Origin of the sequence: Micromonospora sp. C28SCA-DRY-2 (assembly GCF_030519475.1) — a bacterium.
Classification (GTDB): Bacteria; Actinomycetota; Actinomycetes; order Mycobacteriales; family Micromonosporaceae; genus Micromonospora.
In genome coordinates this window covers 754,819-768,562 of sequence record NZ_JAUMKD010000001.1, presented here as the reverse complement: position 1 = coordinate 768,562, position 13,744 = coordinate 754,819, and the positions used below count along the sequence as shown (strand labels likewise).

14 protein-coding genes and 3 tRNA genes are annotated in these 13,744 nt (G+C 74.3%); 13 read left to right on the top strand and 4 right to left on the bottom strand.

Annotated elements, in window-relative coordinates; genetic code table 11:
- Positions 1 to 12: 12 nt before the first annotated feature.
- Positions 13 to 1,002, bottom strand: a complete 990-nt coding sequence (locus tag Q3W71_RS03485; protein WP_302917806.1) for an endonuclease/exonuclease/phosphatase family protein — start codon at positions 1,000 to 1,002, stop codon at positions 13 to 15.
- 372 nt (positions 1,003 to 1,374) lie between these two features.
- Between Q3W71_RS03485 and Q3W71_RS03480 the strand changes: the two genes are divergently transcribed.
- From Q3W71_RS03480 to arfB, 7 genes are all read left to right on the top strand, one after another.
- Complete coding sequence (locus tag Q3W71_RS03480) at positions 1,375 to 1,875, top strand: hypothetical protein (protein ID WP_302917805.1); 501 nt, start codon at positions 1,375 to 1,377, stop codon at positions 1,873 to 1,875.
- Between the two features lie 181 nt (positions 1,876 to 2,056).
- Positions 2,057 to 3,106, top strand: a complete 1,050-nt coding sequence (locus Q3W71_RS03475) for a MoxR family ATPase (RefSeq protein ID WP_302917804.1) — start codon at positions 2,057 to 2,059, stop codon at positions 3,104 to 3,106.
- Complete coding sequence (locus tag Q3W71_RS03470; protein WP_302917803.1) at positions 3,103 to 4,116, top strand: DUF58 domain-containing protein; 1,014 nt, start codon at positions 3,103 to 3,105, stop codon at positions 4,114 to 4,116. The genes Q3W71_RS03475 and Q3W71_RS03470 overlap by 4 nt, the downstream gene beginning before the upstream one ends.
- Positions 4,113 to 5,072: a VWA domain-containing protein gene (locus Q3W71_RS03465; protein WP_302917802.1), complete on the top strand. Its 960-nt coding sequence runs from the start codon at positions 4,113 to 4,115 to the stop codon at positions 5,070 to 5,072. Before Q3W71_RS03470 ends, Q3W71_RS03465 begins: the two co-directional genes overlap by 4 nt.
- Positions 5,073 to 5,101: 29 nt before the next feature.
- Positions 5,102 to 5,965: a S1C family serine protease gene (locus tag Q3W71_RS03460; RefSeq protein WP_302917801.1), complete on the top strand. Its 864-nt coding sequence runs from the start codon at positions 5,102 to 5,104 to the stop codon at positions 5,963 to 5,965.
- Positions 5,966 to 6,158: 193 nt separating this feature from the next.
- Positions 6,159 to 6,455, top strand: a complete 297-nt coding sequence (locus tag Q3W71_RS03455; protein WP_302917800.1) for a hypothetical protein — start codon at positions 6,159 to 6,161, stop codon at positions 6,453 to 6,455.
- A gap of 9 nt (positions 6,456 to 6,464) precedes the next feature.
- Entirely contained in the window at positions 6,465 to 6,890 is a 426-nt protein-coding gene (gene arfB, locus Q3W71_RS03450) for an alternative ribosome rescue aminoacyl-tRNA hydrolase ArfB (protein ID WP_109899383.1), read from the top strand.
- Positions 6,891 to 6,999: 109 nt separating this feature from the next.
- Here arfB and Q3W71_RS03445 read toward each other — a convergent pair whose 3' ends face one another.
- A complete protein-coding gene (locus tag Q3W71_RS03445; RefSeq protein WP_302917799.1) occupies positions 7,000 to 7,869 on the bottom strand; it encodes a 3-methyladenine DNA glycosylase in 870 nt (289 codons plus the stop codon).
- Between the two features lie 37 nt (positions 7,870 to 7,906).
- Positions 7,907 to 9,193 carry a hypothetical protein gene (locus Q3W71_RS03440; RefSeq protein WP_302917798.1) on the bottom strand — a complete coding sequence of 429 codons (1,287 nt, stop codon included), beginning with the start codon at positions 9,191 to 9,193 and terminating at the stop codon, positions 7,907 to 7,909.
- Between the two features lie 161 nt (positions 9,194 to 9,354).
- On the opposite strand from Q3W71_RS03440, the gene Q3W71_RS03435 reads away from it, so the two are divergent.
- The 4 genes from Q3W71_RS03435 (at position 9,355) to Q3W71_RS03420 (ending at position 10,765) form a co-directional block, all read left to right on the top strand.
- A complete protein-coding gene (locus Q3W71_RS03435; RefSeq protein ID WP_302917797.1) occupies positions 9,355 to 10,158 on the top strand; it encodes a fumarylacetoacetate hydrolase family protein in 804 nt (267 codons plus the stop codon).
- Positions 10,159 to 10,264: 106 nt separating this feature from the next.
- A tRNA-Gln gene (locus tag Q3W71_RS03430) sits at positions 10,265 to 10,336 on the top strand.
- Positions 10,337 to 10,468: 132 nt separating this feature from the next.
- Positions 10,469 to 10,541, top strand: a tRNA-Glu gene (locus tag Q3W71_RS03425).
- Positions 10,542 to 10,692: 151 nt separating this feature from the next.
- Positions 10,693 to 10,765: transfer RNA gene (locus tag Q3W71_RS03420), tRNA-Glu, on the top strand.
- Between the two features lie 160 nt (positions 10,766 to 10,925).
- Here the strand turns inward: Q3W71_RS03420 and Q3W71_RS03415 are convergent.
- Entirely contained in the window at positions 10,926 to 11,612 is a 687-nt protein-coding gene (locus Q3W71_RS03415; RefSeq protein ID WP_302917796.1) for an IclR family transcriptional regulator, read from the bottom strand.
- 49 nt (positions 11,613 to 11,661) lie between these two features.
- On the opposite strand from Q3W71_RS03415, the gene leuC reads away from it, so the two are divergent.
- Both leuC and leuD read left to right on the top strand, forming a co-directional pair.
- Complete coding sequence (leuC, locus tag Q3W71_RS03410; RefSeq protein ID WP_302917795.1) at positions 11,662 to 13,113, top strand: 3-isopropylmalate dehydratase large subunit; 1,452 nt, start codon at positions 11,662 to 11,664, stop codon at positions 13,111 to 13,113.
- Positions 13,114 to 13,128: 15 nt separating this feature from the next.
- Complete coding sequence (gene leuD, locus Q3W71_RS03405; protein WP_302917794.1) at positions 13,129 to 13,716, top strand: 3-isopropylmalate dehydratase small subunit; 588 nt, start codon at positions 13,129 to 13,131, stop codon at positions 13,714 to 13,716.
- The last annotated feature ends 28 nt before the right edge of the window (positions 13,717 to 13,744 follow it).

Genomic DNA, 13,744 nt, shown 5'->3' with positions numbered 1-13,744 from the left:
TCGCCGGACCCGTCAGGGGAGGGCGAGGGTGGCCAGGACGGGGCGGTGGTCGGTGCGCGGGAGCGGGTGGACCGCCACCGCGCGGACGGCGATCCGGCGGTCGACCAGCACGTGGTCGATGGTCACCGGAGGGATCGGGTCGCCGTCGTACGGGCCCCAGGTGCCGCGCAGGCCCGCGCCGGCGGCGTCGGCCGCGTCCACGTACCCGGTGGCCAGCAGGGCGCGCAGCGGTGCGTGGTCGAGGGTGGCGTTGAAGTCGCCGGCCAGGATGCCCAGCGGGCCGTCCGGGGTGGCCGGCGGCTGCGCCGCCAGGTCGTCCCGCCAGTAGCCGACCTGGTCGACCGCGTACGGCGCGGCCGGGTGCGCCGACTCGACCCGCACCGCGGGCCCGCCCGGCACCGCCACCGTGCCGTACGCCTGGGTGAAGCCCCAGCCGCCGCGCAGTTGCCGCACGCCGCCGTCGCTGATCGGCCAGCGGGCGTAGAGGCCGGAGCCGGGCGTGCCCACCTGCGGGTTCAGCTGCCGGTGCGGCAGCAGCCGGTCGAGGCCGAGGCGGTCCAGCTCGGCCTGCGCGGCGGGGGTGAACTCCTGCACGGCCAGCACGTCGACCCGGTGCGCGCGGACCAGGTCGACCAGCGCCGCCGCGTCGGCGGAGCCGGCCAGCAGGTTCGCGGTGAGCACCCGCACGGTCGGCCCGGCGGCCGCGGGTTGTGCCGAGCCCAGCGCCCGGGGCGCCACCACGGCGACCAGCGCGACCGCTGTCACCGCCGCGACCACCGCCGGCCAGCGGCGTCGCAGGGCGAGCGCGAGCAGCGGGGGCAGCAGGCTCCAGGCCGCCACGTACGGGGTGAAGGCGAGCGCCTGCACCAGCGGCCCGCGTTCCAGCCCCGGTAGCCGCACCGCGGCCCAGACCGCCCCGGGCGTCACGACGACCCAGCAGAGCGCGCTCCGGACCCGGCCGGAGCGGGTGCCCGCCAGGCGCGCCAGGGTCTGCGTGATCATGGCTGAAGACTAGCCGCGCGGGCGTCGTTCCGGGTGCCGGTCATTCGGCGGCGAGCCCTTTTCGTGAATGCGGAAGCGTTCGCTTCTCACAATTATCGGACGGCGATACGACAACCCTGGAAAGGGTCGTCTACTATTGACGTCCAGCTTTTTGCGGTGCTACGTTCCACGTGGTTGAGGCATCGGAACTGTGAGTAGTTATCGCAGCTCAGCGAGGGTGCGAAAAGAGAAGTCGTCAACTGGTCAGGTGCGAGCGGGGCAATTCTGTGACCGACTCCGGTCAATTATCGTCCCGGCTGGAAAAGGGCATCAACCGTCCCGCGCAGCGCGGGTGCGGCAGTATCACCACGGTCACAAAAGGGGAGACCTGTCATGACCACGATCTTCAGACGTAAGGCGGCGGCGGTGGCGTTCGCCGTCCTGGCGCTCAGCCTGGCCGGCGGCGGGGTCGCCGTCGCGAAGGCCCCGGACGGGGGCAGCCAGCCCGTGGCCCGGGCCAGCGGCGGCAGCCAGCCGCCGGTGACCGCGGAGTCGGCGCGCAAGGCGAAGGCGGCGCTGGCCGCCGGCGCCCAGGCGACCGCCGCCGCCGGCACCCACTACATCACCGTCGTCAACGCCAACGGCACCCGGGCCCGGGGCACCGGCACCGTCATCAAGTACGGCGTGGGCCAGTACGAGGTCCAGTTCCCGTACAACGTCACCCGGGGCGTCTACGTGGCCACCATCGGCCGACCGGACTCGTGCTGCGTCCCGGCCGGCGGCGAGGTCGCCGTCGCTCCCCGGCTGCTCACCCCGAACGGGGTCTTCGTGCAGACCCGCAACTCGGCCGGGGTCGCCGCCGACCTGCCGTTCCACCTCGTCGTCCACCTCTGACCCCCGGTACGCCTCCGACCCCCGCCGGGGAGCCGGCCCGCACGCCAGCGTGCGGGCCGGCTTCTCCGTTTCCTGCCGGGCTGCGGCGTTGCGGGTCGTCGCGCCGCTCCGGCGCGGTATGGGTGCCCCAGGGTGCGATATTCCGACGTTTGTCCCAGGGCCGCCCCGGGAAGCAAGCACCGTGACGGACATCTCGGACACCCTGGCCAGCATGCCCAGCCCGGCCGATCCCGACGCGACCGGCGCTGAGCTGGAACAGACCCTCTTCGAGGTCAAACGCGTGATCGTCGGGCAGGATCGGCTCGTCGAACGGCTGCTCACCGCCCTCGTGGCCGACGGGCACTGCCTGCTGGAGGGCGTACCCGGCGTGGCCAAGACCCTGGCCGCGCAGACCCTCGCCACGGCGGTCGGCGGCACCTTCTCCCGGATCCAGTTCACCCCGGACCTCGTCCCGTCCGACATCGTCGGCACCCGGATCTACCGGGCCTCGAAGGAGACCTTCGACATCGAGCTGGGGCCGGTGATGGCCAACCTGGTGCTCGCCGACGAGATCAACCGGGCCCCGGCGAAGGTGCAGTCGGCGCTGCTGGAGGCGATGGCCGAGCGGCAGGTCTCCATCGGCGGGCGCAGCTACCCGGTGCCCGAGCCCTTCCTGGTGCTGGCCACCCAGAACCCGATCGAGTCGGAGGGCGTCTACCAGCTCCCGGAGGCGCAGCGCGACCGGTTCCTCATGAAGGTCGTCGTCGACTACCCGAGCGACACCGACGAACTGGCCATCCTCTACCGGATGAGCACCGACCGGCCGCGCCCCCGGCAGGTGCTCGACCCGCAGCGGCTGCGCGCGCTCCAGGTCCGTGCCGGCAGCATCTTCGTGCACCACGCCATCGCCGAGTACGTGGTCCGGCTCATCCTGGCCACCCGGGACCCGGGCCGGTTCGGGCTGCCGGAGATCGCGTCGCTGCTCGCGTACGGGGCGAGCCCGCGGGCCACCCTCGGCCTGGTGGCCGCCGCCCGGGCCCAGGCGCTGTTGCGCGGCCGCGAGTACGTGCTGCCCGAGGACGTCCGGGAACTGGCCGTTGACGTGCTCGCCCACCGACTGGTGCTCTCCTTCGACGCGATCGCCGACGGGGTGGCCGCCGAGTCGGTGGTCCGCCGGCTGGTGGAGGCGGTGCCGCCGCCGCGGATCGCCAACAACCGCCCGGAGTACGCGCCCGACCTGGCGGCGGCATGAGGTGGCGCGCCACCACCACGCCGGCGCCGGCGGATCCCGGGCTGGCCGACCTCACCCCCGACCGCCGGCTGCGCCGGCTGGAGCTGACAGTGACCCGGCGCCTCGACGGCCTGCTGCACGGGCAGTACCGGGGACTGCTGCCCGGTCCGGGCAGCGAACCGGCCGGCAGCCGGGAGTACCGCCCCGGTGAGGACGAGGTACGCCGGATGGACTGGGCGGTGACCGCCCGGACCACCGTGCCGCACGTCCGCGAGGTCGACGCCGACCGGGAACTGACCACCTGGCTGCTGGTCGACGCCAGCCCCAGCATGGAGTACGGCACCGCCGAGCTGGACAAGCGCGAGCTGGCCGTGGCGGCCGTGGCGGCGGTCGGCTTCCTCACCGCCGGGCTCGGCAACCGGCTCGGCGCGCAGGTGCTCGGCCCCGACGGGCTGCGCCGCTATCCGGCCCGCAGCGGGCGTACCCACCTGCTCGGGCTGCTCCGCACGCTGCTGGCCGCGCCCCGCGTCGGCGGGCACGACGCGGCGGGCACACCCCCGGCGGTGCCGGACCTGGCCGAGGCGCTGGACGCCGTGCACCGGGTGGCCAACCGGCGCGGGCTGGTGGTGGTGGTCTCGGACTTCCTGGACGGGCTGCCCGACGACCCCCGGCACGAGCCGCCCTGGGAACGCGCCCTGCGCCGGCTCGCCGTCCGCCACCAGGTGCTCGCCGTCGAGATCACCGACCCGCGTGAGCTGGAGCTGCCGGACGTCGGCCTGGTCACCCTGGTCGACCCGGAAACCGGCCGCCGCCGCGAGGTGTGGACCGGCGACGAGCGGCTGCGCGAGCGGTACGCGGCCGCCGCGGCCGCCCAGCGCGAGCAGGTCCGCCAGGCGGTACACCGCAGCGGGGCGACGCACCTGCCGCTGCGCACCGACCGGGACTGGGGCGCGGACATCGTGCGGCACGTGCGGGCGCAGCGCCGGCTCGCGGCCGCCCCGGCCGGTGCGAACCGGGGAGGTGGCGCGTGATCTGGCTGTCCCCGGTCCGGCTCTGGCTGCTGGTCGGGGTGCTCGCGCTGGCGGTCGGCTACCTGATGCTCCAGCGGCGCCGCAGCCGGTACGCCGTCCGGTTCACCAACCTGCGGCTGCTCGACCGGGTGGCTCCGGAGCGGCCGGCCTGGCGGCGGCACGTGCCCGCCGGGCTCTTCCTGGCCATGCTGGCGCTGCTGGTGGTCGGGTTCGCCCGGCCGACCGCCGAGGTTCAGGTGCCGCGGGAACGCGCCACCGTGATGGTGGCGGTGGACGTCTCCACCTCCATGCTCGCCACCGACGTCGAACCCGACCGGCTCAGCGCGGCCAAGGAGGCGGCCCGCCGGTTCGTCGACGGCCTGCCGGACGAGTTCAACGTCGGGCTGGTCGCCTTCGCCGGCAGCGCGGCGGTGCTGGTGCCGCCGGGCACCGACCGGGAGGCGCTGCACGAGGGGATCGAGCGGCTCGCCGAGGGCGCCACCGGCGTGCAGGGCACCGCCATCGGCGAGGCCATCAGCACCTCGCTCGGCGCGGTGAAGGGCCTGGACAGCCAGGCGGCGAAGGAGCCACCACCGGCCCGGATCATCCTGCTCTCGGACGGGGCGAACACCTCCGGGATGGACCCGATGGAGGCCGCCGCGGACGCCGTCGCGGTCGAGGTCCCGGTACACACCATCTCGTTCGGCACCCCCAGCGGGTTCGTCGACCGGGGTGGCCGCCCGATCCAGGTGCCGGTGGACGGGCAGACCCTGCGCGCGGTCGCCGAGGAGACCGGCGGCGGCTTCCACGAGGCCAGCACCAGCGACGAGCTGCGCGCGGTCTACGAGGACATCGGCAGCTCGGTCGGCTACCGCACCGAACGGCAGGACGTGTCGGCCCGGTTCATCGGCCTCGGCCTGGTGTTCGCGCTGGGCGCGGCGGCCGGCTCGATGCGCTGGTTCTCCCGCCTGCCCTGACCGGCCGACCGAGAGTGAGGAGCGTACGCATGGCAGTGCAGACCGGACTGGGCGAGCCGCGCGGCCCCTGGTTCATCTCGCCCGAGCTGGACCCGGACGGGCGGGGCGGGCGGGACGGGACCGGCGCGGGCCGGGAGGCGGCGGGGCGGCGCTGGCGCACCCGGCTGCTGGCCGCGCTGGCGGTGGTCGCCCTCTCCACCGTCTCCGGCGCGGCGGCCGGCGGCTGGGTGGCCAGCCGGGACGGCGCACCGGGCGGGACGCCGGCGTCCGCCGCCCCGGTGCCGGCGGAGCTGGTCACCGCGGCCGGGAAGACCGTGCCGGGGGTGGTCTCGGTGCTGGTCGGCGGGGCCGGCGGCGCGTCGGCCACCGGATCCGGGTTCGCCGTGGACGACCAGCAGCACATCATCACCAACGACCACATCCTGGCCAAGGGCCGCAACGGCTCGGTGACCGTGGAACTGCCGGACGGCCGGCGGTTCGCCGCCGAGGTGGTCGGCCGGGAGCCGCGCAGCGACCTGGCGGTGCTCAAGGTGCCGCCGTCGGCCGGGTTGGCGGCGCTGCCGCTGGCGAAACCCGGCTCCACCCGGGTCGGCGAACCGGTGCTCGCGGTCGGGTCGCCGCTGGGGCTGCCCGGCACCGTCACGGCCGGCATCGTCAGCGCGGTGGACCGGCAGGTCCGGCTCGGCGACAACCGGCACTCCGCGGTGCAGACCGACGCCTCGATCAACCCGGGCAACTCGGGCGGGCCACTGGTCAACGCGCGCGGCGAGGTGGTCGGGGTGAACACGGCGATCGCCACCATCGACGGCAACGGCTCGATCGGCATCGGCTTCGCCATCCCGATCGACCAGGTCCAGCAGACCGCCGACACGATCATCGGCAAGGGCGGCTGAGTCCCGACCGCTCGGGCTGTGCTGGCCGTGCCCCCGGGGGCCTGGTGGGCCGGCGGCCTGGTGGCCGCGGGTCCGGCGGCTTGGTCGGCCGAGGCGGCCGGCGTGCCGTGCTGGGAAAGCGAGAAGTGTCGGATACCCGGCGCGGAATGATCGGGCCATGGAAATATTACGCTGAGTATGGATACTGGCGTGGGTGGAGCGTCCTCTCATCGCGGTCCTCCTGCTGGTGGGCCTGGTCATCGGGTGCGGGGTGGGGTCGGCGTACGCCCGGGCGCGTCGAAGTTGGGCCGACTACCAGACCGTCAAGAAGAGCGTGCCCGGCGCTCGTCGCGCCGCGTGGCTGCTGATCCGGGCGGTCACCACGAAGATCGGCGTGATCGCCCTGCTGCTGGTCGGCGCGGTGGCGTACGCGGCCGTCGGCGCCGACGACGAGTCCGCGCAACCGTCGCCCACCCCGAGTGTCACGCCCAGCGAGCGGCCGGGCCGATAGCCTCAAGGGGTGGACGACGGACTGCGGGTGACCGACCGGTGGGTCGTCCCCGCCGGTGAGCTGCGGGAACGCTTCTCCCGCTCGTCCGGCCCCGGCGGGCAGGGGGTGAACACCGCCGACTCCCGGGTCGAGCTGAGCTTCGACCTCGGCTCGTCGCCGAGCGTGCCGGCGTCGCTGCGGGCCCGGGCCCTGGAGCGCCTCGCCAACCGGCTGGTCGACGGCGTGCTCACCATCGCCGCCAGCGAGCACCGGGCGCAACTGGCCAACCGGGAGGCCGCCCGGGAGCGGCTGGTCGCCCTGCTGCGCGAGGCGGTCGCCCCGCCGCCCCCGCCGCGCCGGCCGACCCGCCCGTCGCGGGGCGCCAAGGAACGCCGGCTGGCGGAGAAGAAGCGCCAGTCGCAACGCAAGCGCGACCGCCGCGTCGACGGCGAATAGCCGCCCGTCCCGGCGGCTCCCGCCGCGCCCGCTTCGGTCGCCAGGTCGCCGATCTGGCGGCATCCGCACCTGCCGGACACCGTCAGATCGCCGATCTGGCGTCGGCGGGCTAGTCCGGGACGGACGCCAGCAGCCGGTCCCGCAGCCGGGCGGCCCGCTCGGCGAAGCCGCGCTGGGCGGTCGCGTACTCGGCCCGACCCTCGGCCGTCTCCACCCGGACCGGCGGGTAGCCGAGCGCGGCCAGGTCGTACGGCGAGGCCCGCATGTCCAGCGTGCGGATCTCCCGCGCCAGCTCGAAGCAGTCCGCCACCAACTCCGACGCGACCAGGGGCGAGAGCTTGTACGCCCACTTGTAGAGGTCCATGTTGGCGTGCAGGCAACCGGGCTGCTCGTTGGCGTGCTGGGTCTCCCGGGTGGGGGTGAGCAGGTTCAGCGGCCGGGCGGGCGCGGTGAAGAAGCGGTACGCGTCGAAGTGGCTGCACCGGATCCGGTTCGCCTCCACCGTCCGCGCGGTCTGCTCCGGGCTGAGCCGCAGCGGCCAGGCGTTGTGCCGTAGCTCCGCCTGGGTCTGCCGGTAGACCATCGCCCACTCGTGCATCCCGAAGCAGCCGAAGTGCGCGGCCCGGCCGGCGGTGGCCGTGAGCAGTGAGCGGATCCACTCCACCGAGTCGGCTCGGCGGGCGCGTACCGCGGCGGTGTCGAGGGTCACCCCGGCGGCGGTGGCGCGGTAGTCCCGCCCGAACTCGGCCGGGTCCGCGTCCCGCAGCACCACCCCGGCGCCCGGGTGCCAGCGGCGCAACTGGGCCGGCCGGTGCGAGTAGTAGGTGAAGAGGAAGTCCTCGACCGGGTGCTTCTCGCCCCGGCGACGGCGGGCCAGGTGCGGCGTGAGCCAGGCGTCCACCCGCTGCTCGTGCGCCCGCCGCCGGGCCTGCCAGTTCGCGGCGTCGAGCGCGGCGGTGGGGGCGAGGGCGGCGGTCACGGACCCCAGGGTACGACCGCCGCCCGCCGCCGACGGGTCAGGGCACGTCCACCCGCACCCCGGCGGAGAAGACCCCGCTGCGCAGCTCCAACTGGGTCGGCGGCTCCCGCCCGGTGACGGTGAACACCAGCGGCAGCACCATCCGGGTGCCCGCCGCCACCGGCTGGGCGAAGACGTCCCGGCCCTGGTTGGCGGTCCGGGTGGCCTGCTCGTCGGTGCTGACGAAGTTGCCGTCGGACAGGTACGCCCGTTGCAGCCGGCCGTGCCAGCTCTCCTGCTCCGGGCTGACGTTGCGGACCCCGACGGTGGCCTGGCAGCGCCGGGCGCCCTGCCCCGGGTCGCAGGCGACGCGGTAGACGGTGAACTCGAACGCCGACTCGCGCAGCGGCATCCCGACCGTGCCGTTCACCCCCCGGCCGACCCACGCGCCGCTGGTCGGCTGGCTGTCGGTGTCGACAGCGGCGACCCGCCGGGTGGCCGTCCAGCCGGCCGCGCCGACCGTGCCCGCCAGCACCGCCGCGGCCACCCCGACGAGCAGCCACACCGGCGGGGTGCGGCGGCGCTCCGGCGGCCGGGGCGCGGCCGGTCGCGGGTACACCGTGCCGGGCCCGTCCGTGGCCAGCGCCGCGGCCACCGGCCGGCGCCGCCGGCGCCAGATCCAACCGGCGCCGACCGCGGCGACCAGCAGCACCGCGCCCAGCCCCGCCAGCACCACGGGTGTCCGGCGCCACACCGGCGTCTCGGTCACCTCGGCGGCCGGCACCGGCGCCGCGTTCCAGGTCGCCGTCGCGCAGTCGTACGGCCGGCTGCCGTCACCGGCGAAGGCGCAGGCCGGCGCGGTCAGCGGACGGCCCGGCGCGGCGGTGGTGAGGGCCGTGCCGAGGGTGGTGGTGCTCCGGGCCGGCAGCCGGAGCCGCCAGGTCACCTCGGTGGCCGAGGTCTGGCCGGCCGACCGGACGGCCCGGCCGCCCGAGGAGATCGCGGTGGCCGACGAGCCCGGCGGCAGCTCCTGCCGGACCGTGGTGTCCACCGGCGCGCCGCCGGTGTTGCGCACCTGGATCCGGTAGCGGGGGGCCGGCGTGCTCTCCGGCGCCACCGCGACGGTCACCGGCGACGGGGCCGGTGCCGGCGCGGCCCGGGTCGGGGTGGGCACCGCCGGCGGTGCCGACGGCATGGCCGGTGCCGGCGTCTGCGGGGCCGCGGCCGGCCGGGGCCGGGCGGCCGCCGCCTCCGGGGCCGGGTGCAGCGCCGGCAGCGCGGCGAGGACGCCGAGGCAGTGGACGAACACTGCGAGGGCCTTGTGGTGTCGTGTCGATGCAGGCATACGAACGAACCTCCGCAGCCGACGCTAGGGGCGGCCGGACGTCGTGCGGGTACGAAGCCGGGAATCCCGCCCCCGGGGCCGGGGGACCGGGTATCGTGCCCCGGCTCCGACCTGCCCCGTGGCGCCGGCCGGGTGGGCACCGGCCGGGCTAGATTGGCGTCGTGCGTATCGCTCGTTTCGCTCATGCCAGGGGAATGTCGTTCGGGGTCGTCGAGGGGGAGCCGGGGGCGGGCCCGGAGGGCCTGACCATCGCCGAGATCGAGGGCCACCCGTTCGGTCAGATCACCTTCAGTGGCGCCCGGTGGGCGCTCTCCGACGTCCGGCTGCTCTCGCCGATCCTGCCCAGCAAGGTGGTCTGTGTCGGGCGTAACTACGCCGAGCACGCCGCCGAGCACGGCAGCGAGGTGCCGAAGGAGCCGCTGCTCTTCCTCAAGCCGTCCACCTCGGTGATCGGCCCCCGGGACGCGATCCGGCTGCCGATCTTCTCCAAGCAGGTCGAGCACGAGGCGGAGCTGGCCGTGGTGATCGGCGCGCCGGGCGCCCGCCGGGCCGACCGGGCCGCCGCGGAGCGGGCCATCTTCGGCTACACCTGCGCCAACGACGTCACCGCGCGGGACCTGCAGCGTTCCGACGGCCAGTGGACCCGGGCCAAGGGTTTCGACTCGTTCTGCCCGATCGGGCCCTGGATCACCACCGGGTTGGACGTCAGCGACCTGGAGATCCGGTGCGAGGTGGGGCGCGGCCCGGAGGAGATGGAGGTCCGGCAGCTGGGCCGCACCCGGGACATGGTCTTCGACGTGCCGGCGCTGGTGTCGTACATCTCGCACGTGATGACGCTGCTGCCCGGGGACGTGGTGCTGACCGGCACGCCGGCGGGGGTTAGCCCGCTGACGGACGGGGATACGGTCACCGTACGAATCGAGGGCATCGGCGAGCTGAGCAACCCGGTGGTGCCCGTCGGCTGACGCGTCGAGAGCCCGTTTCCGCAGCTCAAGGGCGGTTTCGGGGGGCTCGATTTGGCCTGTCGGCACCGGGAGGGTAAAGTTTGTCCCCGGCGCCGCAAGGGGCCAATGGGGTATGGGGTAATTGGCAGCCCGACTGATTCTGGTTCAGTTAGTCTAGGTTCGAGTCCTGGTACCCCAGCAAACCGATGTTCGTGAGAACGTCGGTCGCTGGATTCTGCTGGAGTCCACGCCGGTCCCGCGAGGGGCCGGCGAGGTCTCTGATAGGGTTCAGCGGCGCCGCTCGGCAGAGCGGCACGGCACCACAGGTTCTGGCCCCGTCGTCTAGCGGCCCAGGACGCCGCCCTCTCAAGGCGGTAGCGCCGGTTCGAATCCGGTCGGGGCTACATCCGGGTAACGGCCCGCCTCGCTTCGGTGAGGCGGGTCGGTCCGCTTCTGCGCGGTCTACCCGCCCCGACCCGGTCCACACCCGGTGAGGGGACGCCGCTACACTACAGCGGCACCCGCCCGACAGGGCGGTGAACGCAGGAAGTGCCTGGCCCCGTCGTCTAGCGGCCCAGGACGCCGCCCTCTCAAGGCGGTAGCGCCGGTTCGAATCCGGTCGGGGCTACACCCAACAGCCCGCCTCGCCCCCCGAGGCGGGCTGTCCCCTTCCCCCCACCCCACCCCGTTGATCATGGGGTTAGCGGCGGTCCGGGAGATCGAACCCGCCGGCCAACCCCATGATCAACCCGTTGAATGGGTGGGGTGGGGTGGGGAGGGAGTGGGGGTTAGAGGCCGGATATGCGTTGGCCGGCGCGGACTACGGCCATGGCGTGGCGTTCGCCGGGGCGGCGGCCGAGGCGTTCGATCGGGCCGGAGATGCTGATCGCGGCGATCACCCGGCCGGTGCGGTCCCGGATCGGGGCGGAGACGCTCGCCACACCGGCCTCCCGCTCGGCCACGCTCTGCGCCCAACCGCGCCGGCGGACCTCGGCCAGGGTGCGGCCGGTGAACTTCGACCGGGGCAGCAGCGGCATCACCGCCTCCGGCGGCTCCCAGGCGAGCAGGATCTGCGCCGCCGACCCGGCGGTCATCGGCAGCACGGAGCCGACCGGCACGGTGTCCCGCAGGCCGCTGGCCCGCTCGGCGGCGGCCACGCAGATCCGCTCGTCGGCGCGGCGCAGGTAGAGCTGGGCGCTTTCGCCCGTCGCGTCCCGCAGCGCGGCCAGCAGCGGCTCCGCCGCGGTCAGCAGCACGTCCGGGGCGGCGTTGGCCAGCTCGCCCAGGCGTGGGCCCGGGCGCCAGCGGCCCTGGGTGTCGCGTACCAGCATTCGGTGGATCTCCAGTGCCTGTGCCAACCGGTGCGCCGTTGCCCGGGGCAGCTTGGTGCGTTCAACGAGTTCGGCCAGGCTGGCGCCGTCGACGCAGGCGGCCAGGATGACCACCGCCTTGTCGAGAACGCCGACACCGCTCATACTGTGTCCCACAAGCCGAAATTTACCTCCCAGAATTTAGGATGTCCAGATGGTGGGAGTCACTCCCGAGCCGGCGCCCAGGACCCTGGCCGAGAAGGTCTGGGACGCGCACGTCGTACGGTCCGCCGAGGGTGAGCCGGATCTGCTCTTCATCGACCTGCACCTGCTGCACGAGGTGACCAGCCCGCAGGCCTTCGACGGGTTGCGGCTCGCCGGCCGCCGGGTGCGCCGTACCGATCTCACGATCGCTACCGAGGACCACAACACCCCGACCGGGTACGCCGATCCGGCGTTCCGGTCCCGGCGCGGTGACCTGCTCACCATCGCCGACCCCACCTCGCGTACCCAGATCGAGACGCTGCGCCGCAACTGCGCCGAGTTCGGCATCCGGCTGCACCCGCTGGGCGACGACAACCAGGGCATCGTGCACGTGATCGGTCCGCAGCTCGGCCTCACCCAGCCCGGCATGACCATCGTCTGCGGCGACTCGCACACCGCCACCCACGGCGCGTTCGGGGCGCTCGCCTTCGGCATCGGCACCAGCGAGGTGGAGCACGTGCTGGCCACCCAGACGCTGCCGCAGGCCCGCCCGCGGACGATGGCGGTCACCGTCACCGGGCAGCTCGGCCCGGGCGTCACCGCCAAGGACCTGGTGCTCGCCCTGATCGCCCAGGTGGGTACCGGGGGCGGGCGCGGCCACATCGTGGAGTACCGCGGCGAGGCGATCCGGTCGCTGTCCATGGAGGGGCGGATGACGATCGCCAACATGTCCATCGAGTGGGGCGCCAAGGCCGGCATGATCGCGCCGGACGAGACCACCTTCGCGTACCTCAAGGGGCGGCCCAACGCCCCGCGCGGCGCCGACTGGGACGCGGCGGTCGCCTACTGGCGGACCCTGCCCACCGACGAGGGGGCCACCTTCGACGCCGAGGTGACCCTGGACGCCAGCCGGATCACCCCGTTCGTGACCTGGGGCACCAACCCCGGGCAGGGCGCTCCGCTGGGCGCGTCGGTGCCGGATCCGGAGGAGTTCGTCACCGAGAGCGAGCGGACCGCCGCCCGCCGGGCCCTGGAGTACATGGACCTGCGTCCCGGCACCGCGCTGCGCGAACTGCCGATCGACGTGGTCTTCGTCGGGTCCTGCACCAACGGCCGGCTGGAGGACCTGCGGGCCGCCGCCGACGTGCTGCGCGGGCACCGGGTGGCCGACGGCGTCCGGATGCTGGTGGTGCCCGGCTCCGCCGCGGTCCGCGAGGCGGCCGAGGCGGAGGGGCTGGACAAGGTCTTCACCGACGCCGGAGCGGAGTGGCGGTTCGCCGGCTGCTCGATGTGTCTGGGCATGAACCCGGACACCCTCGCCCCCGGCCAGCGCTGCGCCTCGACCTCCAACCGCAACTTCGAGGGCCGCCAGGGCCGGGGCGGACGCACCCACCTGGTCTCCCCGCCGGTCGCCGCCGCCACCGCCGTGGTGGGCCGGCTGGCCGCTCCCGCCGATCTGTAGAAGGGCACACCGCAGATGGAGAGGTTCACCACCCACACCGGCACCGCCGTACCGCTGCGGCGATCCAACGTGGACACCGATCAGATCATTCCGGCCGTGTACCTCAAGCGGGTGACCCGGACCGGGTTCGCCGACGGTCTGTTCAGCGCCTGGCGCGAAGATCAGCAATTCGTGCTGAACGATCCCGCGTATTCGGGAGCGTCGATTCTGGTGGCCGGCCCGGAGTTCGGCACCGGATCGTCCCGGGAGCACGCCGTCTGGGCGCTGCGCGACTGGGGGTTCCGCGCCGTGATCTCCCCGCGCTTCGGCGACATCTTCCGCGGCAACGCGCTCAAGGAAGGTCTGCTCCCGGTCGAGCTCGAATTGAAAGCGGTCGAAGAAATCTGGGCGCTCGTCGAGGCCGACCCGACCGCCGCGGTCACCGTCGACCTGACCGCCCGACAGGTCCGGGTCGAGGACGCCACCTGGTCGTTCCCGCTGGACGACTTCAGCCGCTGGCGGCTGATGGAGGGCTTGGACGACATTGGACTCACCCTCCGGCACGAGGCGGAGATCAGCGCTTTCGAGGCCCGCCGACCGGCGTTCCTGCCGACCGTCGGATAGCCGTACGCCCCAGCCCGCATCGGATTCC